Below are 23,429 nucleotides of genomic sequence, written 5' to 3' on the forward strand. Positions count from 1 at the left end.
TCCCGGCGCGGGCTGCGCAAAGATCCATTGTCCTGCCATTGCACGGATTTGGCGGTGCTATACGGCAATCTTGGGGGTTTGTCACCCGTCCGTCTTGTTTTTTGGCGTTTTTTGCGATTCGCCCTTTGCCCGAATGGTTTGCGCCGGCCTAGCGGCCCACAAATCCGGTCGCCGGGCCTTGGTTAGGGCCTCTGCTTCGCCCAGCCGCCACGCCGCGACCTTGCCGTGATCGCCCGACAGCAGCACCTCGGGGATCGGCCGGCCCTCGAACGTCTGCGGCCGGGTGTATTGCGGATATTCCAACAGACCGGCCGAAAAGCTCTCGTCGGTCGAGGATTCCAGCTTGCCCATCACGCCCGGCAGCAGCCGGACGCAGGCGTCGATCAGCGCCATCGCGGCGATCTCGCCGCCCGACAGCACGTAATCGCCGATCGAGACCTCCTCGAGCCCGCGCGCGTCGATCACCCGCTGGTCGATGCCTTCGAACCGGCCGCAGACGATCAGCGGCCCGGACCCGGCCGCCAGCTCGGCAACGCGCGTCTGGGTCAATGGCCGACCGCGCGGGCTCATCACCAAACGCGGACGGTCCGCGGATGCGTCCACGGCGTCGATTGCGGCCGCCAGCACGTCGGCCCGCAGCACCATGCCGGGGCCGCCGCCCGCCGGGGTGTCGTCGACGCTGCGGTGTCGGTCAGTGGCCGAGTCCCGGATATCGCGCGCCTCCAGGCCCCACAGCCCGGACGCCAGAGCGCGCCCCGCCAGGCTGACGCCGAGCGGGCCGGGAAACATCTCCGGAAACAGGGTGAGGACGGTGGCGCGCCAAGTCATGCAGAGCCTGCAAAAGGTGAGGCGTCATGCGCGGGCTTGACCCGCGCATCCAGCTTCTTCGCAAGATGATGGATCGCCGGGTCGAGCCCGGCGATGACGATGATAAGCGCGGCGACGTCGGTGCGGAACGTCCGCGTCACGCCTCCGGATGGTTCGGCGTGTCGCCTTCGATCTCGTTCGGCGGTTCGATCACCACCTGGCCGGCGGCGAGGTCGACGGTCGGCACCACCGCGTTGGTGAACGGCAGCAGCAGCGTCGGACCCGACGGCGGCGCAATTTCGATGATGTCGCCGGCGCCGAAATTATGGATCGCCACCACCTTGCCGAGCGGATCGCCCGTCGTGGTGACCGCGGCGAGCCCGATCAGATCGGCGTGGTAGTACTCGTCGGCCTCGGTCGGCGGCAGCTTGTCGCGCGCCACATAGAGCTCGACGCCGTTGAGCCGTTCGGCCTCATCGCGCGTGGTGACGCCTTTCAGCGTCACCACCAGATGGCTCTTGGCCTCGCGCGCGCTCGCGATCTCGAACTGGCGCGCGCCGTCCTTGGTCACGAGCGGACCGTAGTCGCTCACGGCGAACGGATCGGCGGTGAAGCTCCACAGCCGCACCGCACCGCGCACGCCGTGCGGCGCGCCGATCCGGGCGACGCAGATGAGCCCGGACGGCATCAACCGCCCCGCTTACTTGCCGTCGGCGGCCTTGCGCTCCTTGCGCGGCACCGCCTTCTCCGGATTGTTGCGGGCTTCACGCTTGCGGACACCGGCGGTGTCGAGGAAGCGGGCCACGCGGTCCGACGGCTGCGCGCCCTTGGCGAGCCAATCCTTGACCTTGTCGAGGTCGAGCTTGAGGCGGGCTTCGTTGTCCTTCGCCATCAGCGGATTGAAGTAGCCGAGACGCTCGATGAAGCGGCCATCGCGCGGGAAGCGCGAGTCGGCGACGACGACGTGATAGAACGGGCGCTTCTTGGTACCAGCGCGCGCGAGGCGGATGACGACGGACATTACGGATCTCCTAGGTGGGGGTTCGTGTGTGTTTGTGACTAAATGATTAGTTCGTCATTCCGGGGCGCGCGAAGCGCGAACCCGGAATCCCGAGCTGTTCTGGGAGAGAGATTCCGGATTCGCCGCTGCGCGGCGCCCCGAAATGACAGAGAGGTGAGTGAGCTGCCTCATTTCTTCTTCCCGAGGAAGCCGCCGAGGCCCGGCAGAGTCGGCTTGCCGGACAGGCCGGTGAGGCCGGGCAGATTGGGCATGCCGCCGCGCAGCGACGCCGGCAGGTCCTTCGGCAGCTCCGGCAGCCCTTCGGGCATGTCGCCGCTCTTCATCTTTTCCTGCATCGCCTTGATCTCGTCCGGCGAGGGCAGGCCACCACCGAAGCCCATCGCCTTGGCGAAGCCGGCCATCGGGCCGCCCTTGCCGCGACCCACGGCCTTCATCATGTCGGCCATGTTGCGATGCATCTTCAGCAACTTGTTGACGTCCTCGACCTTGATGCCGGCGCCGGCGGCGATGCGCTTCTTGCGGCTGGCCTTGAGGATGTCGGGGTTCTTGCGCTCCTCGCGGGTCATCGAATCGATGATCGCAACCTGGCGCTTGAGCACCTTGTCGTCGATGCCGGAGGCGGCGATCTGGTTCTTCATCTTCGAGATGCCGGGCATCAGGCCCATCAGGCCGCCGATGCCGCCCATCTTGGTCATCTGCAGCAGCTGATCGCGCAAGTCCGTCAGGTCGAACTTGCCCTTGCGCATCTTCTCGGCGACGGCGGCGGCCTTTTCGGCGTCCAGCGTCGCAGCGGCCTTTTCGACCAGCGAGACGATGTCGCCCATGCCGAGAATGCGGCTGGCGATCCGGCTCGGATGGAAGTCTTCGAGGGCATCGGTCTTTTCGCCGGTGCCCATCAGCTTGATCGGCTTGCCGGTGACGGCGCGCATCGACAGCGCGGCACCGCCGCGGCCGTCGCCGTCGATACGGGTCAGCACGATGCCGGTGAGGCCGACCCGCTGATCGAACGCGCGCGCGAGATTGACGGCGTCCTGACCGGTCAAGCTATCAGCGACCAGCAGCACTTCGTGCGGATTGGCGGCAGCTTTGATCTCGGCCGCCTCGGTCATCATCTCTTCGTCGAGCGTGGTGCGGCCGGCGGTGTCGAGTAGCACCACGTCGTAGCCGCCGAGCTTGCCGGCTTCCATCGCACGCCGGGCGATATCCGGCGGCTGCTGACCGGCGACGATCGGCAGCGTGTCGATCGAAAGATCGCGGCCGAGCACCGCGAGCTGCTCCATCGCGGCCGGACGATAGACGTCAAGCGAGGCCATCAGCACCTTGCGCTTGTCGCGCTCGGTCATGCGGCGCGCCAGCTTGGCGGTGGTGGTGGTCTTACCGGAGCCTTGCAGACCGACCATCATGATCGGCACCGGCGGCACGGCGTTAAGGTCGATCGACTGAACTTCGGACCCCAGCGTGGCGATCAGCTCGTCGTTGACGATCTTGACCACCATCTGGCCGGGCTTGACCGACTTGACGACGGTGGCGCCGACCGCCTGCTCGCGCACCCGTTCGGTGAACGAGCGCACCACTTCGAGCGCGACGTCGGCTTCCAGCAGCGCGCGACGGATTTCGCGCATCGCCGCATCGACATCGGCCTCGCTGAGCGCACCGCGCCCGGTCAGCCGATCGAGAATACCGCCCAGCTTATCCGAGAGATTGTCGAACATCGGCCCAATTCCAGCGACGGCCTTCCGGCGAAAGGCCTACAAAACCAAACACTTATGGCGCCCGAGGGCGCATCGCGCTGTCGGACGTTGACCTCCGGCCTCTTGGACCGGGCGGCGGATCGAAAAGAGCACTTTTCGAGATTTCGCGCGCATCTAGACGCCGGAGGCCCCCGAAGTCAAGAAATCCGGCGCTCCGGCGCTTCGGCGGGACTCCCGAATACGCGGAAAGACGCTATATTTCGAGAGCCTAACGAGGTCCAAGGTCATGAAGCACGTCAGCTTGGCAGATGCGCGGGCCAATATCGCGAAACTGCTCGATGAGGTCGAGCGCGGCGAAACAGTGACGATCAGCCGCGAGGGAGCGGGTTCGTTCGAGCTCGCGCCTCCGTTCGACGAAAGCCGTCGGGAGGATGCTCGGCGGGCCATCGAAGAACTGAAAGAGCTGCGTAAGAAGTCGGGACGGGCAACTGCCGAAGAGATCATTGCTTGGCGCGACGAAGGCCGTCGGTTCTAAGTGCGCTTCGTAATCGATGCCTCTGTGGCAGCGGCGTATTGTTTCGACGATGAGGATGAACCTGTCGCCGACGCCGCTTTTACACGTCTGCAACGCGGCGCAACCGCAGTTGCACCCGCGCTGTTCTGGTTTGAACTCCGCAACGCCGTTTTGGTCGGATCAAGGCGGGGCCGGATCGACCATCAGCAAATGAAGCGAGTGCTCGATCGGATAAATCGGGCGGCCATCGTCTTGGATCCTCTTCCTGGTGCTGATGCCGTGTTCGATCTGGCCCAGCGCCACCGCCTGACTTTCTACGACGCCGCCTATCTCGAACTGGCGCAGCGCGAGCGGATCGGGCTGGCGACGCTCGACGCGGCATTGGTCCGGGCGGCGACCGCCGAAGGCGTTGCCCTGGTCGGCGCATGAGCGAATGAGCCTGATCACGCGCCGCCGCCTGCTGGCGACCGCTGCCGGCCTTGCCGCCACGGCCGGGCTTTCCTCCCTCTGGATCTCCCGCATGAGCTATTACCAAGGCCCGGTCACCGATCACTTCGATGGCACGCGCTTCTTCGATCCCGATGGGGCGCCGCCGAAGAGCTTCTGGGAGGTGATGCGCTGGCGATTCAGCCACAAGCCAGCGCAATGGCCGGACTGGGCGCCGAGCCCGTTCGCCGACACCCCGCCGCCGCGTGTCGACGGCGCCCGCGTCAGGCTGGTTTATGTCGGCCATGCGAGCTGGCTGATCCAGACCGCCGGACTGAACATCCTGATCGACCCGGTATGGTCGGAGCGGGTGTCGCCGGTCAGCTTCGCCGGACCCAAACGGCACAACGATCCGGGCATCGCGTTCGACCGCCTGCCGAAGATCGATGTGGTGCTGGTGTCACACGGCCATTACGACCATCTCGACCTCGCTACGCTGTCGCGGCTTGCTGCCGCGCATGGGCCGCGGGTGATCACGCCGCTCGGCAACGATCTGACCATGACGGCGCACGATGCCACGATCCGCGCCGAAGCTTATGACTGGAGTGACCGCGTCGAACTGAATGATCGCGTCGCAGTGACGCTGGTGCCGACCCGGCATTGGACCGCCCGCGGCCTGTTCGACCGCAACCGCGCGCTGTGGGCCAGCTTCGTGCTCGAAACGCCCGCCGGCAAGATCTACGTGGTGTGCGATTCCGGCTATGGCGATGGCCGGCACTTCCGCCGCGTTCGCGATGCGCACGCCCCGCTGAAGCTGGCGATCCTGCCGATCGGCGCCTACGAGCCGCGCTGGTTCATGCAGGATCAGCACATGAATCCAGCTGACGCCGTGAAAGCGCTGGCCGATTGCGGCGCCGAGCGGGCGCTCGCCAATCACCACGGCACCTTCCAGCTCACCGACGAGGCGATCGACGCCCCCGAACAGGCGCTGTATGCGGCGCTCGCTGCAGAGGGCATTGCGCGCGAGCGGTTTCCGGTGCTCAAGCCCGGGCAGGTGTTCGAGCTGTGAGCGCCGAGCTTACTGCGCCTTGATGCCCCAGTTCACCGTGACCGAGACATTCAGGGTTTGCTCGCCGGGCGCCACCTGGGCGCCGGCCGACAGATCCGCCGCCATCTTGCGCATCGGCATCACGCTGGGGCCGGACTCCTCCGCGATCGATAGTGGCGCGCCCAGCGTGAGACCGGCGGCACGCGCGTAGATCTCGGCCTTGCGGCGGGCATCGGCGACCGCTTCGGTCCGCGCTTCATCGAGCAGTTTCGATGCGTTGCTGACCGTGAAGCTGATGCCGCGAACCTCATTGGCGCCGGCTACCATCAGCCGGTCGAGAATGCCCGCCAACGCCGCGACTTCGCGTACCCGCACCGACACGATGTTCTTGGCCACATAGCCGGTGACTTCGCTCGGGCCGGGTCGGTCGGCGTATTGCGGCTGCAGCGACAGTTGCGAGGTCTGGATGTCCTTGCCGTCGATGCCGGCGTTCTTCAACTCCAGCAGCACCTTGCCGATCGCCAGATTGGTGGCTTCCGCCGCCGCACGGGCCGATTTGGCGAAGTTCGACACCCCGGCTTCGATCAGGGCGGTGTCGGGCGCGACCGACTTCTGGGCTTCGCCGCGCACGACGATGCCCGGCGGCGGGACGTCCTGAGCGCTGGCCGGGAGCGCGACGAACAGACAACAGGCGGCGGCAGCGATGGAGAGCGAGCGGAGCATGTTCATTTCATCGGCACATAAACGTTGATCACCAGCTTGTCTTCGGCGGTCTTCAGCGGGTCGGTGATGTACTCCTCGATGAAGGTGTCCTTGGCCTCGAGCTTCTTGTCGTCGAGGAAGTTGGTGATCGCCTCGTAGGTGTTGTCCATGTTGTCGTAGGAGCCGCGGTGGACGAATTTCAGCGCCTTGCCGTCGGGCGACTTGCCGATGCTCATCGACTTGGCGAGGTTCTTCGGCTCCTGCGGCACTGGGATTTGGGCCTGGAAAGTAAAGCCGGCATCGTCGGTCGAGGTGTAGACGATCATCGGGTTGCCGTTCGGCGCGATGCCCTGCTTGTCGAGCAGCGCCGTCAGCGACTTGAACGCATCCATCAGGCTGTCGAAGGCGTTATCCCAGTTCGCCTTGCCCTTCAGGATCACCACCGTCTTCGGCTCCAGCGTGGTCTCCTCGCCGAACGGATCAGCTGTCTGCACCGGTGCGGGCGTGGACGGCGCCGCGGGTGTCTGAGCCGCTGACGGAGGCGTGGCGGGAGCCGGCGTCGCAGCCGGTGTTTCGCTCGCGGTCGGCGGCGTCGCCGGGGCAGAGGTCGACGGCGCAGAGGTCGACGGATTTGCCGGGGTGGCAGGTGCCGACGTGGCCTGAGCCGGTGCCGGCTGGGTCGGCGCGGTCTGAGCTGGCGCCGGTGCTGCGGCGGCCGGCTTGTCCTTGGCATCCTTGCTGGCGTCGGGGGCGGTCTGGGCGGACGCGCCGGCAATGCCGAGCGTCAGCACCAGCGCCGGCATCAGCCCGACGCGCGTAACACCAAACAGGCAGGGGCGTTCCATTCCATCTCTCCCAAGGCCACCGCGAGCGTCGCCCGACCTTCCCGCGTGGCGCAGCATCGGAGTTCGCGCCAGTCACCGAGTCGAGCGGCTCCTCATAACATCCGATCCGCGATTTCGTCCCGTCCTGGCGAGCCATGCGATGACGGTGTGGCTTCCCTGTGGCCGCGCGCCGCTGCGGGCGGCAGGCTGGCCAAACCGGGCCGGGTTCGCCATATAGGCGCGGCGAGGACGAGAGCATGAGCGCGCTGGACAACCGCCTGTTCGCCAAGATGAACGGCATCGGCAACGAAATCGTGGTGGTCGACCTGCGCGACCAGCCTGCGCCGGTGACGCCGGCCGATGCGCGGGCGGTGGCGACGCATGTGCCCTACGATCAGCTGATGCTGCTGCAGCCGGCCCGGCTGCCCGGCACCGAAGCCTTCGTCCGGATCTACAACAATGACGGCTCCGAATCCGGCGCCTGCGGCAACGGCATGCGCTGCGTCGCGCGGCAGATGTTCGCCGGCAGCGACCAGAACGGCCTGACCTTCGAGACCCGCGCCGGACTGCTCAATTGCTGGCGCGGCCCGGCCGACGGCCTCTACACCGTCGACATGGGCGAGCCGAAGTTCGGCTGGCAGGACATTCCGCTGGCCGAGGAATTCCGCGACACCCGGATGATCGAATTGCAGATCGGCCCGATCGACGCGCCGGTGCTGCACACGCCTTCGGTCGTCAGCATGGGCAACCCGCACGCGATCTTCTGGGTCGACGACGTGAACGCCTATGATCTCGGCCGGTTCGGACCACTGCTCGAGAACCATCCGATCTTTCCGGAGCGGGCCAACATCACGCTCGCCCATATCGTCGATCGCCAGCACATCACGATGCGGACCTGGGAGCGCGGCGCCGGGCTGACCAAGGCCTGCGGCTCGGCCGCCTGTGCGACCGCGGTCGCGGCCGCGCGGCTGAAGCGCACCGAGCGGACTGTCGAGATGACGCTGCCGGGCGGCCCGCTCACCATCGAGTGGCGCGAGAGCGACAACCACGTGCTGATGACCGGCGGCGCCGAATTCGAGTTCGAAGGCCGGTTCGATCCGGCGCTGTTCGCCCGCGCGCTCGACCCGACTGGCGCCTGATGGCCGTCGAGGTCGTTACCTTCGGCTGCCGCCTCAACGCGTTCGAGTCCGAGCTGATCCGGCGCGAGGCTGAAGGCGCCGGCCTCGCTGACACCATCGTGGTCAACAGCTGCGCGGTGACCAACGAGGCGGTGGCGCAGGCGCGGCAGCAGATCCGCAAGCTGAAGCGCGCGCGCCCCGAGACCCGGATCATCGTCACCGGCTGCGCGGCGCAGACCGAGCCGGCGACATTCGCCGCGATGGCCGAAGTCGACCGCGTCATCGGAAACGACGACAAGACCCGCAGCCACGCCTGGCACGCCGCCAAGGGCGCGCTCGACGCAGGCCCGAGCTTCGGACTCGACAGCGAACAGAAGATCGCGGTCGCCGACATCATGGCGGTGCGCGAGATGGCGCCGCATCTGCTGGACGGTTACCAGAGCGGACTGCCGCGGGTGTTCGTGCAGGTACAGAACGGCTGCGACCATCGCTGCACCTTCTGCATCATCCCGTATGGCCGTGGGAATTCCCGCTCGGTGCCGGTCGGCGCGGTGGTCGAGCAGGTGCGGCGGTTGGCCGAGCGCGGCCACGCCGAGATCGTGCTGACCGGGGTCGACCTCACCAGCTACGGCGCCGACCTGCCGGGCACGCCGAAGCTCGGTGCCCTGGTTAAGAAAGTGTTACGGCACGTGCCGGAGCTGCAGCGGCTGCGGATCTCGTCGATCGATCAGGTTGAGGCCGATCGCGATCTGATCGATGCGCTCGCCACCGAGCCGCGGCTGATGCCGCATCTGCACCTGTCGCTACAGGCCGGCGACGATCTGATCCTCAAACGGATGAAGCGCCGGCATGCGCGCGCTGACGCGATCGCATTCTGTGCCGAGGCCCGGCGACTGCGGCCCGACATCGCGCTCGGCGCCGATGTGATCGCCGGATTTCCAACTGAGACCGACGAGATGTTTCAGCGCTCGCTCGACCTGGTCGAAGAATGCGGCCTGACTTTTCTACATGTGTTTCCGTATTCGCCGCGGCCCGGCACGCCGGCGGCGCGGATGCCGCAGCTCGACGGCCGCGTGATCCGCGATCGCGCCGCCCGGCTGCGTGCCGCCGGCGAAGCAGCGCTGCAGCGGCGGCGGGCCGCCGAGATCGGCGCGACCCGCGCGGTGCTGATCGAGAGCCCGACGCAGGGCCGCACCGAGCACTTCCTTCCGGTCGCGATCTCAGGCGCGACGCCCGGAGATGTGCAGACCCTGCGGATCACCGGTCACGACGGTGCGCGGCTGACCGTATAGCGACGCCAATTACTTCAGCGTCCAAACGCCGGTGTGTTTGATTTCGGAATCTTCCAGTTCGCGCGTCACCGGCACGCCGTAGCTCGCAAGCTGCACGAGCTTGTCTTTCGGCAGATAGTAGCGTCCGGGATCGCCGATCAGCACTTGCGCGCCCTGTGCTGCACGGCCTTGCAGGAAGGTGAAGGCAAGCCCGGCGATGTCCTGCTGATAGAAGATATCGCCGGCCAGCACGGCCTGAGCCGGCAGCGGATGCGGCCCGGCAAGCAGATCGTCGCCGCAGACCTCGATCACGACGCCATTGGCCGCGGCATTGACCAGGATCGCCTCGCGGGCAAAACCATCGATATCGAACGCGGTGACCTTGCGCGCGCCGGCCTTCATCGCCGCGATCGCCACCAGCCCGGAGCCGGAGGCCAGATCAATCACCTCCTTGCCGGCGACATCCTGCGGATGATCCATCACATAGCGCGCCAGCGCCTGCCCGCCGGCCCAGGCGAACGCCCAGAACGGCGGCGGCAAACCGGCCTCACCGAGCTCTTCTTCGGTCTTGCTCCACAGCGGCAGCGCCTCGTCGGCGACATGCAGCACCACCTCCGGCACCAGCGGCACCTCGTGCAGCCGGGTGTTGGCATGGATGAAGGCGATCGGATCGGTAATGGCGGAGCTGCTCATCGCGCGGTGATGGGCGAGCGGCGGAGAGATGTAAAGCGTTGCCCAAAGGCCAACCACGTCATCGCCCACGCAGGCGGGCGATCCAGTATCGGAAGAGAGCCCGAGGTCGATCGCGAACGCTCTGGAATACTCGATCCCCCGCATCCGCGGGGATGACGTCACAATAATCAGGGCACCTTGGGGCTAAAGCCCGCCCATCTTGCAGACCAGCTTCCATTCCTCGGCGGTGACCGGCTGAACCGACAGGCGCGAGTATTTCAGCAGCGCCATTTCGGCGAGGCGGGGCTCGGCCTTGATGGCGGCGAGGGTCACGGGCGTCTTCAAGGGCTTCTCGGCCTTGATATCAACGCAGACGAACTTGCCGCTGGCATCGGTTGGATCCGGGTAGGCTTCACGGATGATCTCGGCGATGCCGACGATCTCCTTGCCCTCGTTGGAGTGATAGTAGAACGCGCGGTCGCCGCGGCGCATCGCCACCATGTGCAGCTTGGCGGAGTGATTGCGTACGCCGGTCCAGGCTTCGCCCTCGGCACCCTTGGCGACCTGCTGGTCCCACGACCACACCGACGGCTCGGATTTCACCAGCCAATACGCCACGTCTATTCCTCCGCCTTGAGCGGCCGCGTCAGCAGCCCTTCGATCGCTGCATCAACGCTGAGCTTGCCGCTCAGCACCGCCGCTACCGCGGTCGAGATCGGCATGTCGATGTCCTTGGCCTGCGCCATCTCCAGCAGCACCGGCGCGGTGTAGTAGCCTTCCGCCAGCTTGCCGTGCGCGGCGGTCTCGATCTGCTCGCCGCGGCCGAGCGCCATGCCGAATGAGAAGTTGCGCGACTGCGGCGTCGAGCAGCACATCGTCAGATCGCCGAGACCCGACAGGCCGTGCATGGTCTCGATCCGTGCCCCATAGGCCTTGCCGAACCGCACCAGTTCGACGAAGCCGCGCGTCGTCATCGCCGCCAGCGCCGACGCGCCGAGCTGGCGGCCCTCGACGATGCCGGCGGCGATCGCCAGCACGTTCTTGGTGGCGCCGCCGAGTTCGACGCCGCGCACGTCGGTCGAATGATACGGGCGGAAGCTGCCGGAATTCATCGCCTGGGCCAGCGCCTGCGCGCAGGCCGCATCGGTGGCGGCGATCGTCACCGCTGTCGGCAGGCCGCGCGCCACGTCCGCCGCAAAGCTCGGCCCCGACAGGATCGCCGGGATCGCGGCCGGTGCCGCTTCGGCAACGATCTCGGTCATGAACCGGTGGGTGCCGTGCTCGATGCCCTTGGCGCACGCGACCAGCGGGGTTCGCGGCGCGATCAGCGGCTGCAGCGACGTCACCACCTGGCGCAGCACCTGTGCCGGCACCACCAGCAGCAGCGCGTCGGCGCGCGCCGCCTCGGCGAGGTCGCGCGTCACCTGGATCGAGGATTCGAGCCGCACGCCGGGCAGGAAGCGGCTCTCACGCGCCGCAATCAGATGCTCGGCATTGCCGGCATCGTGCTCCCACAGCGTCACGCTTCGGCCCGCCCGCGCGGCGGTCTGCGCCAGCGCCGTGCCCCAGGCTCCGCCTCCGAGCACGGCAATCGACTTCAACGAACTCATCGCAACATCATCCAAGCCATCGACTTGAGCCCGGCCTTAGAACCCGGCGCGCGTGTTGGCAAATTTGGCCGGCGCGGTGGCGCCAGCGTCGAGCAGCCAGCGCGCGCGCGGCGCGGTATCCATCGTGTCGGTGAGGCCGAGCGCCAGCCGTTCGGCGCCGGCCCAGGCGATCATCGCGCCGTTATCGGTACACAGCGCCGGCGGCGGCACCATCAGCGTGGTCTGCGCCTTGGCGGCGACTTCACGCAGCATCCGGCGGATCGCCTGGTTGGCGGCGACACCACCCGCCGCGACCAGCGCTTTCGGCGGGCCGAACCGTTCTTTGAACAGACGCAGCCCGGTGCCGAGCCTGTCCGCCACCGAGTCGAGCACCGCGGCCTGAAAGCCCGCGCACAAATCGTTGACGTCCTGCGGATCGAGCGGCGTCAGCTTGCCGGCCTCGTTGCGCACCGCCGTCTTCAGGCCGGACAACGAGAAATTGGCATCCTGGCGGCCGAGCATCGGGCGGGGGAATGCGAAGCGGTTGGGATCGCCGGCTTCGGCCGCGCGTTCAACCTGCGGGCCACCGGGGTAGGGCAGGCCGAGCATCTTGGCGATCTTGTCGAACGCCTCGCCGACCGCGTCGTCGACCGTCGTCCCCAGCCGGACGTAGTTACCGACGCCGAGCACGGCGACGATCTGGGTGTGGCCGCCCGAGGCCAGAAACAGGCAGTAGGGAAACTCGACCGCATCTGTCAGCCGCGGCGTCAGCGCGTGAGCTTCGAGGTGATTGACCGCAATCAGCGGCGTGCCGTGCACCAGCGCAATCGCCTTCGCTGTGGTCAGCCCGACGATGACGCCGCCGATCAGTCCAGGGCCCGCGGCCGCGGCCACCCCCGACAAACCGGCAAACGCCACGCCGGCTTCGTTCATCGCAGCGGCAATGATTCCGTCGAGCACGTCGACATGGGCGCGCGCGGCGATCTCAGGGACGACGCCACCAAACGGGGCGTGCTCGTCGGTCTGGGAACGTACAATATTGGAGAGAAGCCGGCCGCTACCGTCGGCGCGGCGCTCGACCACGGCGGCTGCGGTTTCATCGCAGGTGGTCTCGATCCCCAGCACCAGCAAGGCTTGTTCACTAGTCAAATTGAGCCCTTGCGTTTGCGCCCGAACCAGCGTTCTCCTTGCCTCGCGTAGCATTGCGGGGTCTTGGAATGCAATCATCCCCTTGGCGCCCTGCGGCCCCGGCAGATTGCGTGGGAGCAGCGAAGCGGGGCGCTGCGGCGCGACCGGTTTTCACGCGGCTCAGGGTCATGCGGCCGGGCTACTTTGGATTCACTCTCATCAATCGACAGCCGAGGACGTAACGCGTGGCTTTGCTCGTCACCCGCCCGCAACCCGACGGCGACGCGACTGCGAAGACGCTGCGCGCCAAGGGTTATGTCGTGTTGCTGGCGCCGATGCTGCGGTTCGAGCCGGTGCCGTTCCCCGACGATCCCGACGCGCACTACACCGGCGTGATCGTCACCAGCGCCAATGCGCTGCGTGCGCTGGACGACCAGCCGGTGCTGGCGCGGCTGTTGAAACTGCCGCTGTTCGCGGTCGGCAAGCACACCGCCCGCAAGGCGCAGGACGCCGGCTTTAGCGACGTGATCATCGCCGACGGCGATGCGGCCAAGCTCAGGATCAAGATCCGCGACACCTTCAGCGGGAAAGACAAGCTCGCTGGCGCGTTGCTGTATCTGGCGGGCGCCGATCTGTCGCGCGACCTCGCCGGCGAATTGCGCGAAGATGGTTTTGAGGTGGTGATGCAGACGGCCTACCGGATGGTGCCGGTGCCGAGCCTGCCGGCCGAGGTGTGCGACGCTTTCGCGGCTAATCGCATCGAGGCTGTGCTGCACTACTCGCGGCGCAGCGCCCGGGCGTTCATCGACGCGACGCGGACCTCCGGCATCGAGATTTCGGCGCTGGCAATTCCGCAATGCTGCCTGTCGGAGGCGGTCTCCGAGGTGGTGCGTGAAGCCGGCGCCAACCAGGTGATGGTGGCGCGCAAGCCGGACGAAAAGGCGCTGCTCGAAGCGCTGGATCGGGCGCTCAGCCCGGCCAAAGTGAATTGATGCCGCGCCGGACCGCCGGCGCCGACAGGTAGCGACGAGGAAAATCCAGGGATGGTCCAGAACAGGCCCGAACACGAACAGGCTGCGGAACCGGCCGAGCTGGCTCAGCCGACCGGCGGGGAGACCAGCGCCGCGCCCGCCGGCGCCGAGGCGGAAGCCGCGGCGGAGACAGCACCCGAGGCCGAACCGGCGCGGGGACCGGAGCAGGCGTTCGACATCGCCGCCGATCAGCGCGAGCAGGCCGAACAGGCCGCCGGGCTGCCGGAACCCGAATTTGCCACCACCACGGCTGCAGCCGATGCGTCGGCGACCGCGCAAAGCGCCGCAGCGCCGCGGAACAGCATCGCGTCGCTGATTCTGCCGCCGGTGCTGACGATCGCGATCGCCACCGGCCTCGTGGTCGGCGCCGCCAAGATGGGGCTGTTGCCGCAGTTCCTGTCGTCGACCAGCGTTACCGCCCCGCAGGCCGATCCGACGGCGCTCGACGCGCTGAACGCACGGATCGCCAAGCTCGAAGCCGCTCCCGCAACCGGCGGCGCCGCAGCCGCGCCGAGCGACACCGCGGCGCTGGAAGCGCTCGCGATCCGGATCACCAATCTCGAAGCGCGGCCAAAGGCGGCGGCCGATGGCGCGGCCAATTCCGATACCGCCGCTACCGGCCGGATCGACGCGCTGGAGAAGTCGGTGGCGTCGCTGCGCGACGATCTGACCGCGCTACGCGGCCAGACCGATCAGCTGGCCGCGACCATCAAGGAGCTGAAGGCGTCGCCGGACGCCAGCGCTGGCGAGGCTAAGCCGACTGCGGACGCAGCCGCCGCTGACAAGACGGCCGCGCTGGAGCAGACTACCGCCGCGATGGCGGCGATCGATCGGCGCCTCGACGCACTGGAAACTGTCGCCAAGGCCGAAGCCGAAAAACCCGCGCCGAAGACGGCCCCCGCTGAAGACGGCGCGTTGCGCCGCGCGGTCGCCGCCACCTTGCTCGACCTCGCGGTCACGCAAGGCCAACCGTTTCAGGCGCTGCTGAAGGCCGCGGCGCCGCTCGCGCCCGATGCTGGCGCGCTGAAGCCGCTCGACCGCTTCGCTGCGACCGGCGTGCCGAGCGCCCGTGCGCTCGGCCAGGAGCTGGTCGACCAGCTGCCCGGCCTGCTGCCCGACAAGAGCACCACGAACGCCAACTTCATCGACCGGTTTCAGGCCAACGCCGAGCGGCTGGTGAAGATTCAGCGTTCGGACGCAGTCGAAGGCATCGATCGCACCGCGATCGTCGGCCGGCTGACCGCGGCCGGCAAGCAGGGCGACATCGCCGCCGCGCTGAAGGAGCTGAAAGCGCTTGCGCCGGGTGACCGCGCTCCTGTTCAATCCTGGATCGACAAGGCCGAGGCGCGCGACCAAGCGCTCGCCGCGTCCCATGAATTCGCCACCGCAGCGCTCGGGGCGCTGCAGAAACCGTCGCCATAGGTCTGCCCATGCTGCGCATCGTTCTGTTTCTCGTGATCATCGCGCTCGCGGCGGCGGGCGCTGCCTGGGTGGCCGAACAGCCCGGCGAAGTGGTGCTGTCGTGGAACGACTGGAAGGCGTCGATGACGCTGCCAGTGTTCGCGCTGGTGCTTGGCGCCGGCGTGGTCGCCGTGATGCTGGCCTGGGCGATCATCCTCGGCGTGCTGCGCGCACCCGGCTGGATGAAGCGCGGCCGCAGCTCGCGGCGCAGCGCCCGCGCCCGCAACGCCATCACCCAGGGCCTGCTCGCCGTCGGTCATGGCGACAGCAGCGCCGCCCGTGCCCACGCCAACGCGGCGCGGCGGCACGCCCCGCACGATCCGCTCGCTTTGCTGCTGCAGGCGCAGTCGGCGCAGCTCGAAGGCGACCGCGAGGGCGCCCGTCGCGCGTTCCTGGCGATGGCCGCCCGCAAGGACACCAAGTCGCTCGGCATGCGCGGGCTGTATATCGAGGCGCAGCGCGCCGACGATCCCTATGCGGCCCTGGCGATCGCCGAAGAAGCGCTGCGGCTGCAGCCGACCTGTGCCTGGGCGTCGCAGGCGGTGCTCGGTTTCCGCTGCGCCCGCTCGGACTGGACCGGCGCGCTGGAGATTCTCGAGCGCAATCTCTCGGCCGGCCTGATCGACAAGAAGGCGTTTCGCCGGCAGCGCGCGGTGCTGCTGACCGCGCGGGCGACCGATCTTGAAGAAAGCGACGAGAGCCTCGCCCGCGACAGCGCGCTGGAAGCCAACAAGCTGGCACCGACCCTGGTGCCCGCGGCGGTGCTGGCAGCCAAATATCTGGCCGAAGCCCATCAGGTTCGGCGCGCCATGAAGGTGATCGAGGCCGCCTGGCAGGCGCAGCCGCATCCGGACCTGGCCTCGACCTACGCTAACCTGAAGCCGGGCGACACCGCGACTGCGCGGCTCGGCCGGGTCGAGAATCTGGTCGCCAAGGGTCCGCAGCAACTCGAGAGCGCCGTTGCGATCGCCCGCGCGGCGATCGACGCTGGCTCGTTCAGCCGCGCCCGCGCCGCACTGCAGCCCTATCTCGACATGCCGACCCAGCGCGTAGCGATGCTGATGGCCGAGATCGAGCACGGCGATCGCGGCGACACCGCGAAGGCGCGGGCCTGGACGCTGAGGGCAGTGCGCGCGCTGCACGACCCGGTGTGGACCGCCGACGGCTATGTGTCGGATCACTGGCGGCCGGTATCGCCGGTCACCGGACGGCTCGACGCGTTCCAGTGGCAGGTGCCGGTGTCGGCGTTGCCGTCCAATAAGGTCGAGGTGATCGACGACAAGTTCCACGACGCCCTGATCGCCTCGGCGGCCGGCGAAGCGCTTCCCGCCAGCACGACGGCGGAAGCCGTCACCGTCACGGTGGAGGCGGCCCCGGAAACACCGATCGTGACGCCGAAGGAAACCACCGTTGTGGCCGATGAGCCCTCCAAATCGGACAAGCCAGCCAAGGCGACTGAGGCTCCGACTGAGGTGGCGGCCGCACCGGCGTCGTCTGCGGCGCCGCTGTTCCACCGCCGCAAGGAGGCGGCCCCAGTGATTCCGATCGTGCGGGCTCCCGACGATCCGGGCGTCGACGAAGACGCGGCACCTGAAGAGTTCGCCGAACGCTCGCAGGCACCGGCGGCCGGGCAGAGCACTGGCTGGCGGGGTTACCGGCCGCCGCGCTGAGCCCTCGGCGCGGTTCGGTTATTGGGACGACGTTCAACAAAACCACACCGGCGGCCGCCGGTTCAGGCACCCTGGTTCTTGCCAATCAGGCCGCCGCCCGATATCAGGGGCCGACGTTTCGGGCCGCTTCGTCAGCGCGCTCGCGGTCGCCGCAATAGCTCAGCTGGTAGAGCACGTCATTCGTAATGACGGGGTCGGGGGTTCGAATCCCTCTTGCGGCACCACCCTTTCTTCACCGCACCGATCCTGATCCGCCACGCCCCGCGTGAGTTCGAGTGCAGCCGGGCCTCGGCTTCCAAGGGCTTGGTCAGGACGCTTCCGAAGCAAGCGCGTCCAGTGGAACATCTCTGTTGTCCCGGGTGTGATCTGGACGCCGAGCGGTCTCCATCCTGGCTCGCTCAAGCGCTTGGCACGACTAGGCCTGCCTTGGAGCGAACACCTGTCTGGCTGCATCGAACGCCCAGCGGAGCGTTCGGAGACATAGTCGACACATCGGACTGCGTTGGACGGGGCAGGGGGCGATGCTCCGTATCTTGGCCAGGCACAACCTCAAGACATTCGCCCGCCCCAAATAGAAAAGCCCGCGCGATGCGCGGGCTTTTGTTGGTACCGGCTCACCCGCCAGGGTGAGCCTCAATGTGATGATCTCAACGCTTGGTTTTGATCGTCGCGCCTTCAATGACTCGAGGAGGCGCGTTCAGGGTCGCGGAAGAGGCGCCGATCAGGCGCGCTTCGGAACGCCCAAACCGTTGTGCAGCCAGCTGCTCCACGATCGCGACAGCGTCTCGCTGACCGTCCGGCCGTCCGTGAACAGCATCTCGCGGGCATTGCTGACGGCCCCCTTCAGATCCATCCACATTTCCTTGAGATTGGCCAGAATACCGTTCGTGCCGTCGAGGACCCGATGGCTCTTCAGCTTGGCCAGCTCGATCAGCGACTGCTGGATCTTGGCGATCGACCGCGCGATCCGGCCGATTTCATCCGAGCGGCTCAGCGCATGGATACGAACGCTGGTGTCGCCAGAGGCGAGGCGTTCCACGTCCTTCTCCAGTTCGCCGAGCGGGGCGAGCAGGCCGCGCGAAATCCGGGTGCCGACCAGACCGACCACCGCGAACACCACGACACCGGCGAGCAGCAGCATGGTGCGGGCAGCGCCGACACCGTAATCCGGAGTCGAGGTGACCACCGTCTCCGAAGCCTGAACCACCAGACCCTGACCTTCGTACGATGCCGGCATCACCACGGGCCCGGCATCCTGCTGCATCACCAGCATGCCGACGATGCTGCCGTCCGCGGCGCGGACTGGCGACAGCGTCGCTCCCCCTTGGCCGACCAGGCGGTCGAGCGACGCAACGCTCGCAGCCTGCTTGGCATGGCTATCGGTGACCTTGTGCAAGACCATTTCGCCCACACCACCGATGGCGACCGAGGCGAACAGCGTAATTCCCAAGACGAGGATCGAGATCTTCTGGGCTAGGTTTCGGTTGGACAGATCGAATTGCATCGTAGTTCTCCAGCTTTCTTCAATTAGGGGCGGCTTGCCCCCTAAGGTGAACAGCGTGAACAACGCTTTACTTATTAACGTTAACGATTTGCTAACTCCCGCGTAGGCCTGCTTGGGACCACGCTAAGAAAACGCCTCACGCTGGAACGGTGAACGAGCGCTGGTAACCAGGCACTCGTTCGAGAGAATCGCGAATCACGGTGAGCCAATTAGCCGTCTAACTCTTTGATTAAACAGGTAGTTGCTCAGTAACTCACGGTCCGTGGAATCAGTTTTGCTCCGATTCGCGCGGCTGTAAATATATAGAGAAGTCAGTACCGTCGCTCGGCCGATCGCAATGGGAGTAAGTCGGCTTCACTCCTTTGACGGAGCCCCGATCGAGCGGTGTTCGTTTACTAATTCCCGACACCTGACATACCGCTCGGCAGATCTACCGTCATGCCGAAGTAACAATCGGTGACGCCGCTGCCTCGCGGCTTCTGCAGTGGCACGCAGCTTCGATCCTGATCATATGGACGCCGATCTGGCGCCCAGGTCCGGGGCGCACCTCGGCCGAGCAGACGCGTTCATGCGCCGCGACCCTATGCCGCTGGCCGTGCTGCGCTGCAGTCCGGCGCCGCCGCCTGATCGCGGCGGCAGATGCGAATGCTTCGTTTTGATCCAGAGCAAAGACGAGTCTCCGTTTCCGGGGCTCCCTTCGCACCGCGGCAACGGCGCTGCCGGCTTTTCGACGGGCCAACAGCCGCGCGAGGCGATCCAATCCCTGCTTCCCCTCGGCAGCGGCCACGGTCTCATCGCACTCGTTCAGCATTCTGTTTTTTGGTCGAGGGCAACCAGATCGAGTGCGTGCCGTGCATACTGAAAGCATTGTCTCGACTGTTATTCCACATCTCGTCGTCAAACACACCTCCGCCAGGACCCGCGTTGCGCAGGATCCGGCGGAAGCTCGCGCCGCGGAACTCGCCCGACTCCTGATCGCGCCGAACCTCGCCGATGCGTTCGACCTGATCGACAAATCACTGGCGCGGGCTGCGTCGCCGACCGCGTTGTTCACCGGCCTGTTCGAACCGACCGCCCGCAGCCTCGGCAATCTGTGGAGCGAAGACGCCTGCAGCGAATTCGAAGTCACGATCGGCCTCTGCCATCTGCAGACGGCGATGCGCCGGATCAGCTTCGATCTGTTGTCGGCGCCGCTGGCGCGTTCGCAGCCGCGCAGCGTGCTGCTGGTGTCGCAGCCCGGCGAGCCGCATTCGTTCTGTGCGGCACTGCATGCCGAGCTGCTGCGTCAGGCCGGTTGGAATACCGTGAGCGAATTCCCCGACACTGATCGCGCGCTGTCGGATCTGGTCGCCAACGGCTGGTTCGATGCCGTCAACATCTCGCTGTCGCCAGCGCTGCGCCGCGAGCACTGGCTGCCGCGGATGGCCGAGACCATCCGCAAGCTGCGCGCCGCGTCGCGCAACCCGGCGCTCGCAGTGGTCGCCAGCGGCCGCGTGTTCGCCGAACGCAGCGACGCCGTTGCTCTCGTCGGCGCCGACGCCGCGACGATTTCGTCGGTACAGATCGAGCGCTGCCTGATGCGCTCGTTGCTCAATCGCACGGCGCGTCCGGCGGCGAACTTCGCCTGGATCTGATCTTCGCCGCACCTTTCGTTCGTCTCGCGGCCGCTTCGGATACCGAGGCGGCCGTTGCGTTGAGTCGCACCTGGCATCTGTGTTGGCCGGATTGCCAACTCGCCCGACTCGCGCCCCGCCGCCATATTCCAATCGTGCGTCCGTGCTATCGGTGATGCCTTCAGAGGGGCTGGTCATGCAATCCGAAACGAAATCCTATCCGTTCGATCACCTACCGATGATCGACTACGACGCCCACCCGGCCTATGGGCGCGTGATGTCGATGCCGATGCTCGGCGCGCGGCTGAAGGCGATCACGATTTTCGGTTACGGATTCTGTCTCACCACCGCGCAGCGGATGATCGACGTCGAGCACCTGCCGCGCCCCGCGGAGGCCGGCAACCGCTTCGTCACCACGCTGCGCAGCCTGCCGACCTATCTGCGCCTGATCATGCTGCAGCGGCTTGGCCGGTTCAGTGCGGGCTCCGCCTACGCGCCGAAGACCGAGCGCGGCACCGCGGTGTTCGTCCCGCTCGCCCGCGACGGCTTTGCCGCCGTGCAGCTTGGTGCGGACAAAATCGTCGACCTGCGCAACCAGCTCGACGCCGCGTTCAAGACGCTCGAACATCGCGTCGCGATTCCGGGCGATCCGGATTCGACCCGCGTGGTGCTCGACCCGGCTGCTGCTCCCGACCTTTACAAATGGTTCAACCAGATCGCCGCCGACGCCGGCCTGACCGAGGCGGCCAGCGGCTATCTGAAACGCCCGGTCGGCATCGGCCGGATCGCCGCTGAAGTGACTGAAGCATCGAGCGGCGCGCTGTCGAGCCCGTTTGCCGATGTCAGCGTCGACGCTTCGCCATGCGACGGCTTCAAGGTCGACACCGGCTACAACGTGCTGAAGATGGTGGTGTATCTCGGCGAGACCGGCGCCGCGAACGGCCCGCTCACCTATGTGGCGGGCAGCAATCGTGCAGGCCGCCGGTTCTGGGACGCGATGATCCGCCGCGCCAATGATCTGTGCGGTCTGTCGTCGACGCTACCGGCCGCGCGCGAGACGTTCTACGCGCTGCCGGCCGGCCTGCAGCGCAAGGCGACGTTCGGCACCGATCTCGTCGCCGACAGCAACTTCACGGCGGCCATCGCCGAGAACCAGGTTGCGGTGACCAGCAGCCAGGGCAATGCGGTGATCTACGATCCGGCCGGCATTCACCGCGACGGAGCGCCGAGCCAGGGACGGCGCAGCGCCGTGATCGTGACCTTCACCGAACTGCCCCGCTAAGGCGCGGACCAACGCGGCGGGTGCTATCAGCGCCCGCCGAAAGCTTTCAGCGCCGCCGCCAATTCAGGATGGCTGGCGGCGTGATCAGCGACCGGGATGCCTGCGGCGATCGCGTCCCAGGCCTGCCGGATCGACGCCGCGCCCGCGGCCGGTCCCATCGGGTGGCCGAACACGCCGCGGCCGGGCACGAAGCCGAAATCGGCGCTGCCGACCTTGCGATACACAGTCTCCAGCGTCGCCGCAGAATCGCTGCCGCCTGGCACCGGCAGACACGGCTTGATCGGCCCCATCGGCTCCAGGCAGGCGCGGATGCAATCGAGCACCTCGCGCTCCGGCGTCATCATCCGCGGACCGAAGCCCGGCATGATCACGACGTCGAAGCCCGCCAATCGCTGCAGTCGCGTCATCACCCGCGAATCAATGCCGTAATTCGCCAGCCGGCTGAACGCGGCGATGAACGGGAAATGTGCCATCAGCGGCACGGTCGCGTGCTTACGCAGCATCCGCACTGCGGAGAGCCCGACCGGCATCGCATTGACCAGCAGCGCGCCGGCTCCCTTGGCGACCGCGACGTCGTGCAACTCGGTCAGCCGATCAACCTCGTCGGTGATATTGGCGAGATAGATTTTCGGCACGCCGGTTTCAGCCGAGGCTCGACGGCAGGCGTCGCCCAGCAGCGCCGCACGCTCCGCCAGCGGACACCATTCGACATCCGCCAGCATCTCATCGTCCTTGGCGATATCGAGACCGCCGGTCCAGCTCTGATAGCCGAGCTCGGCGAACGGCTGCGGCGGCAGGCCGATATTCGGCTTGATCACGCCGAAAAAGATCGGACGATCGAACGCCTGCAGTCGCTCGCGTAAGCCTGCGATGCCGAAGCGCGGACCATCGAACGCTGCGAGATAAGACTCGGGGAAACGGATGTCCTGCAGCCGGATCAGCGGAATGCCCGGCGAGAAGAACACCCCCTCGCCGCACACGGCTGACAACAGGTTGGGAATCTTTGCGCCGAAATTGCCGTGCGGATGCGCAATGGTGACGCGGCAGGCATGAACTGGCCCGCGCGCGGCGCACTCGACCGGAACACTGAATCCCGAAGGACGCGGCTCCGCCGACAGCTCCAGCACCTTGGCGGCGAAGCGCGGACGAAAATCTTCGTCGAACCCGACCCGGCGCCACTGTGCGGTCGACTGTTCGCTGCACAGATGCGCCGCAGCTTCCCGCGGATCGCCGGCGCATTCGAAATCGAAATCCAGCTCGATGTATTGGTCGAGGTCGAGATCGGCGCGCTTGGCGTAGAAGCCTGCGATGTCGTCCGGCGTCATGGCTGATGACCTGTTTGGTGATACCGCTGCGGTCATACGCGGGCGCGGCCCGCGTATCTATCCGGAATACCCCGTTCTTTCGGTGGAGGCGCGGGCGCGCGAAGCGCCTAGCTTACCCGATGATCTGCAGCTCGACGCCGCGGCGCTCGCGCGGACCGTCGAGCTCGATGAAGAACACCGATTGCCATTCGCCGAGCACCATGGCGCCATGCGCCACCGGAATCGTCTCCGACGAATTCATGAACAGACCGATCAGATGCGAGTGCGCGTTGTCGCGGCCGTCGACCGGATCGAGATTGTGCAGATAGTCGCCGTCGCGGGGCGCGAAGCGCTTCAGGAACGTCAGCATGTCGCGCTCGAGCTTTTCCTCGCGCTCATTGACGTTGATCCGCGCGGTAGTGTGCAGGCAGCTCACCGTGACCAGACCATCCTTGATGCCGCTGGCGGTGACGAAGCGGCGGACCTGATCGGTGATGTCGATCAGCTGGATCGGCGCGGTGGTGGCGAGTTCGATACGGTGACGTTGAATCTGCATGGCGACGTCCTGACTGGAACCGCCCGAGTGTTAGCCCGGTGCCCACGTCGGGGCAACGCACGGCGGTGCCGCATGCGCGACATGCGATCCGGTCGCAACCTGGCACGACCGTAACTTGACAGTGCGGGAGGGCTTCGCGATGACGCGCTGTTTGCATCCCTGCGTGTTGACGGAGCCCGCAGCGCCCAGTTCGATCT

24 protein-coding genes and 1 tRNA gene are annotated in these 23,429 nt (G+C 66.9%); 11 read left to right on the plus strand and 14 right to left on the minus strand.

Annotated features, from left to right (window positions below):
* Nucleotides 1-81: 81 nt before the first annotated feature.
* The 5 genes from trmD to ffh form a co-directional block, all read right to left on the minus strand.
* Nucleotides 82-828, minus strand: a complete 747-nt coding sequence (gene trmD / locus LRC39_RS01230; protein ID WP_346296078.1) for a tRNA (guanosine(37)-N1)-methyltransferase TrmD — start codon at nucleotides 826-828, stop codon at nucleotides 82-84.
* Nucleotides 825-968, minus strand: coding sequence for a hypothetical protein (locus LRC39_RS01235; protein WP_346296079.1), 144 nt, complete (start codon nucleotides 966-968; stop codon nucleotides 825-827). Before LRC39_RS01235 ends, trmD begins: the two co-directional genes overlap by 4 nt.
* Entirely contained in the window at nucleotides 965-1,495 is a 531-nt protein-coding gene (gene rimM / locus LRC39_RS01240; protein ID WP_107342489.1) for a ribosome maturation factor RimM, read from the minus strand. The genes LRC39_RS01235 and rimM overlap by 4 nt, the downstream gene beginning before the upstream one ends.
* A gap of 12 nt (nucleotides 1,496-1,507) precedes the next feature.
* The gene (gene rpsP, locus LRC39_RS01245) at nucleotides 1,508-1,828 is read right to left on the minus strand and encodes a 30S ribosomal protein S16 (RefSeq protein WP_011155812.1); all 321 of its coding nucleotides are present in this window, start codon (nucleotides 1,826-1,828) and stop codon (nucleotides 1,508-1,510) included.
* Nucleotides 1,829-1,995: 167 nt separating this feature from the next.
* Entirely contained in the window at nucleotides 1,996-3,540 is a 1,545-nt protein-coding gene (gene ffh / locus LRC39_RS01250; protein ID WP_346296080.1) for a signal recognition particle protein, read from the minus strand.
* A gap of 265 nt (nucleotides 3,541-3,805) precedes the next feature.
* Here ffh and LRC39_RS01255 point away from each other — a divergent pair, with 265 nt between their 5' ends.
* From LRC39_RS01255 to LRC39_RS01265, 3 genes are read left to right on the plus strand one after another with little or no spacing between them, the layout of a single operon-like run.
* Nucleotides 3,806-4,054, plus strand: coding sequence for a type II toxin-antitoxin system Phd/YefM family antitoxin (locus LRC39_RS01255; RefSeq protein ID WP_107353844.1), 249 nt, complete (start codon nucleotides 3,806-3,808; stop codon nucleotides 4,052-4,054).
* On the plus strand, nucleotides 4,055-4,462 hold the full coding sequence (locus LRC39_RS01260) for a type II toxin-antitoxin system VapC family toxin (protein ID WP_107353845.1): 408 nt from the start codon (nucleotides 4,055-4,057) through the stop codon (nucleotides 4,460-4,462).
* 4 nt (nucleotides 4,463-4,466) lie between these two features.
* Nucleotides 4,467-5,528: an MBL fold metallo-hydrolase gene (locus LRC39_RS01265; protein ID WP_346296081.1), complete on the plus strand. Its 1,062-nt coding sequence runs from the start codon at nucleotides 4,467-4,469 to the stop codon at nucleotides 5,526-5,528.
* Nucleotides 5,529-5,537: 9 nt separating this feature from the next.
* On the opposite strand, the gene LRC39_RS01270 is transcribed toward LRC39_RS01265, so the two are convergent.
* Both LRC39_RS01270 and LRC39_RS01275 read right to left on the minus strand, forming a co-directional pair.
* Nucleotides 5,538-6,236, minus strand: a complete 699-nt coding sequence (locus LRC39_RS01270) for an SIMPL domain-containing protein (protein ID WP_346296082.1) — start codon at nucleotides 6,234-6,236, stop codon at nucleotides 5,538-5,540.
* Nucleotides 6,233-7,054: a GyrI-like domain-containing protein gene (locus LRC39_RS01275; protein WP_346296083.1), complete on the minus strand. Its 822-nt coding sequence runs from the start codon at nucleotides 7,052-7,054 to the stop codon at nucleotides 6,233-6,235. Before LRC39_RS01275 ends, LRC39_RS01270 begins: the two co-directional genes overlap by 4 nt.
* A 236-nt stretch (nucleotides 7,055-7,290) precedes the next feature.
* On the opposite strand from LRC39_RS01275, the gene dapF reads away from it, so the two are divergent.
* Both dapF and mtaB read left to right on the plus strand, forming a co-directional pair.
* Complete coding sequence (dapF, locus tag LRC39_RS01280) at nucleotides 7,291-8,172, plus strand: diaminopimelate epimerase (RefSeq protein ID WP_346296084.1); 882 nt, start codon at nucleotides 7,291-7,293, stop codon at nucleotides 8,170-8,172.
* A complete protein-coding gene (gene mtaB, locus LRC39_RS01285; protein ID WP_346296085.1) occupies nucleotides 8,172-9,443 on the plus strand; it encodes a tRNA (N(6)-L-threonylcarbamoyladenosine(37)-C(2))-methylthiotransferase MtaB in 1,272 nt (423 codons plus the stop codon). Before dapF ends, mtaB begins: the two co-directional genes overlap by 1 nt.
* Nucleotides 9,444-9,452: 9 nt before the next feature.
* Here the strand turns inward: mtaB and LRC39_RS01290 are convergent, their stop codons facing one another.
* The 4 genes from LRC39_RS01290 to tsaD all read right to left on the minus strand — a co-directional run bounded on the left by LRC39_RS01290 (nucleotide 9,453) and on the right by tsaD (nucleotide 12,814).
* Entirely contained in the window at nucleotides 9,453-10,115 is a 663-nt protein-coding gene (locus LRC39_RS01290) for a class I SAM-dependent methyltransferase (RefSeq protein ID WP_346296086.1), read from the minus strand.
* 183 nt (nucleotides 10,116-10,298) lie between these two features.
* The gene (locus tag LRC39_RS01295; RefSeq protein WP_107342497.1) at nucleotides 10,299-10,712 is read right to left on the minus strand and encodes an EVE domain-containing protein; all 414 of its coding nucleotides are present in this window, start codon (nucleotides 10,710-10,712) and stop codon (nucleotides 10,299-10,301) included.
* A 2-nt stretch (nucleotides 10,713-10,714) separates the two neighbouring features.
* Entirely contained in the window at nucleotides 10,715-11,704 is a 990-nt protein-coding gene (locus LRC39_RS01300; protein ID WP_346296087.1) for an NAD(P)H-dependent glycerol-3-phosphate dehydrogenase, read from the minus strand.
* Nucleotides 11,705-11,740: 36 nt separating this feature from the next.
* Nucleotides 11,741-12,814 carry a tRNA (adenosine(37)-N6)-threonylcarbamoyltransferase complex transferase subunit TsaD gene (gene tsaD, locus LRC39_RS01305; RefSeq protein WP_346297562.1) on the minus strand — a complete coding sequence of 358 codons (1,074 nt, stop codon included), beginning with the start codon at nucleotides 12,812-12,814 and terminating at the stop codon, nucleotides 11,741-11,743.
* A gap of 242 nt (nucleotides 12,815-13,056) precedes the next feature.
* On the opposite strand from tsaD, the gene LRC39_RS01310 reads away from it, so the two are divergent.
* The 4 genes from LRC39_RS01310 (at nucleotide 13,057) to LRC39_RS01325 (ending at nucleotide 17,197) form a co-directional block, all read left to right on the plus strand.
* Entirely contained in the window at nucleotides 13,057-13,803 is a 747-nt protein-coding gene (locus LRC39_RS01310) for a uroporphyrinogen-III synthase (protein WP_346296088.1), read from the plus strand.
* Between the two features lie 51 nt (nucleotides 13,804-13,854).
* Nucleotides 13,855-15,264 carry a COG4223 family protein gene (locus LRC39_RS01315; RefSeq protein WP_346296089.1) on the plus strand — a complete coding sequence of 470 codons (1,410 nt, stop codon included), beginning with the start codon at nucleotides 13,855-13,857 and terminating at the stop codon, nucleotides 15,262-15,264.
* Between the two features lie 8 nt (nucleotides 15,265-15,272).
* Nucleotides 15,273-16,973 (plus strand): heme biosynthesis protein HemY, encoded by a 1,701-nt coding sequence (locus tag LRC39_RS01320; protein WP_346296090.1) that lies wholly within the window; start codon nucleotides 15,273-15,275, stop codon nucleotides 16,971-16,973.
* Nucleotides 16,974-17,121: 148 nt separating this feature from the next.
* Nucleotides 17,122-17,197, plus strand: a tRNA-Thr gene (locus tag LRC39_RS01325).
* A 497-nt stretch (nucleotides 17,198-17,694) separates the two neighbouring features.
* On the opposite strand, the gene LRC39_RS01330 is transcribed toward LRC39_RS01325, so the two are convergent.
* Nucleotides 17,695-18,477 (minus strand): HAMP domain-containing protein, encoded by a 783-nt coding sequence (locus LRC39_RS01330; protein WP_107342502.1) that lies wholly within the window; start codon nucleotides 18,475-18,477, stop codon nucleotides 17,695-17,697.
* Between the two features lie 851 nt (nucleotides 18,478-19,328).
* On the opposite strand from LRC39_RS01330, the gene LRC39_RS01335 reads away from it, so the two are divergent.
* Entirely contained in the window at nucleotides 19,329-20,111 is a 783-nt protein-coding gene (locus LRC39_RS01335; protein ID WP_234822295.1) for a cobalamin B12-binding domain-containing protein, read from the plus strand.
* 175 nt (nucleotides 20,112-20,286) lie between these two features.
* Nucleotides 20,287-21,372, plus strand: a complete 1,086-nt coding sequence (locus LRC39_RS01340; RefSeq protein WP_346296091.1) for a hypothetical protein — start codon at nucleotides 20,287-20,289, stop codon at nucleotides 21,370-21,372.
* A 26-nt stretch (nucleotides 21,373-21,398) separates the two neighbouring features.
* Here the strand turns inward: LRC39_RS01340 and LRC39_RS01345 are convergent, their stop codons facing one another.
* Nucleotides 21,399-22,697: a RuBisCO large subunit C-terminal-like domain-containing protein gene (locus tag LRC39_RS01345; RefSeq protein ID WP_346296092.1), complete on the minus strand. Its 1,299-nt coding sequence runs from the start codon at nucleotides 22,695-22,697 to the stop codon at nucleotides 21,399-21,401.
* A 112-nt stretch (nucleotides 22,698-22,809) separates the two neighbouring features.
* On the minus strand, nucleotides 22,810-23,232 hold the full coding sequence (locus tag LRC39_RS01350; protein WP_164636376.1) for a secondary thiamine-phosphate synthase enzyme YjbQ: 423 nt from the start codon (nucleotides 23,230-23,232) through the stop codon (nucleotides 22,810-22,812).
* Nucleotides 23,233-23,429 lie beyond the last annotated feature (197 nt).

Source organism: Rhodopseudomonas sp. P1, from assembly GCF_039642825.1.
Classification (GTDB): Bacteria; Pseudomonadota; Alphaproteobacteria; order Rhizobiales; family Xanthobacteraceae; genus Rhodopseudomonas; species Rhodopseudomonas palustris_H.

Coding starts and splice junctions, on each gene's coding strand:
- trmD (WP_346296078.1), bottom strand. CDS start 828: ATGACTTGGCGCGCCACCGTCCTCACCCTGTTTCCGGAGATGTTTCCC.
- rimM (WP_107342489.1), bottom strand. CDS start 1,495: ATGCCGTCCGGGCTCATCTGCGTCGCCCGGATCGGCGCGCCGCACGGC.
- rpsP (WP_011155812.1), bottom strand. CDS start 1,828: ATGTCCGTCGTCATCCGCCTCGCGCGCGCTGGTACCAAGAAGCGCCCG.
- ffh (WP_346296080.1), bottom strand. CDS start 3,540: ATGTTCGACAATCTCTCGGATAAGCTGGGCGGTATTCTCGATCGGCTG.
- LRC39_RS01255 (WP_107353844.1), top strand. CDS start 3,806: ATGAAGCACGTCAGCTTGGCAGATGCGCGGGCCAATATCGCGAAACTG.
- LRC39_RS01265 (WP_346296081.1), top strand. CDS start 4,467: ATGAGCCTGATCACGCGCCGCCGCCTGCTGGCGACCGCTGCCGGCCTT.
- LRC39_RS01270 (WP_346296082.1), bottom strand. CDS start 6,236: ATGAACATGCTCCGCTCGCTCTCCATCGCTGCCGCCGCCTGTTGTCTG.
- LRC39_RS01275 (WP_346296083.1), bottom strand. CDS start 7,054: ATGGAACGCCCCTGCCTGTTTGGTGTTACGCGCGTCGGGCTGATGCCG.
- dapF (WP_346296084.1), top strand. CDS start 7,291: ATGAGCGCGCTGGACAACCGCCTGTTCGCCAAGATGAACGGCATCGGC.
- mtaB (WP_346296085.1), top strand. CDS start 8,172: ATGGCCGTCGAGGTCGTTACCTTCGGCTGCCGCCTCAACGCGTTCGAG.
- LRC39_RS01290 (WP_346296086.1), bottom strand. CDS start 10,115: ATGAGCAGCTCCGCCATTACCGATCCGATCGCCTTCATCCATGCCAAC.
- LRC39_RS01300 (WP_346296087.1), bottom strand. CDS start 11,704: ATGAGTTCGTTGAAGTCGATTGCCGTGCTCGGAGGCGGAGCCTGGGGC.
- LRC39_RS01315 (WP_346296089.1), top strand. CDS start 13,855: ATGGTCCAGAACAGGCCCGAACACGAACAGGCTGCGGAACCGGCCGAG.
- LRC39_RS01320 (WP_346296090.1), top strand. CDS start 15,273: ATGCTGCGCATCGTTCTGTTTCTCGTGATCATCGCGCTCGCGGCGGCG.
- LRC39_RS01330 (WP_107342502.1), bottom strand. CDS start 18,477: ATGCAATTCGATCTGTCCAACCGAAACCTAGCCCAGAAGATCTCGATC.
- LRC39_RS01340 (WP_346296091.1), top strand. CDS start 20,287: ATGCAATCCGAAACGAAATCCTATCCGTTCGATCACCTACCGATGATC.
- LRC39_RS01345 (WP_346296092.1), bottom strand. CDS start 22,697: ATGACGCCGGACGACATCGCAGGCTTCTACGCCAAGCGCGCCGATCTC.
- LRC39_RS01350 (WP_164636376.1), bottom strand. CDS start 23,232: ATGCAGATTCAACGTCACCGTATCGAACTCGCCACCACCGCGCCGATC.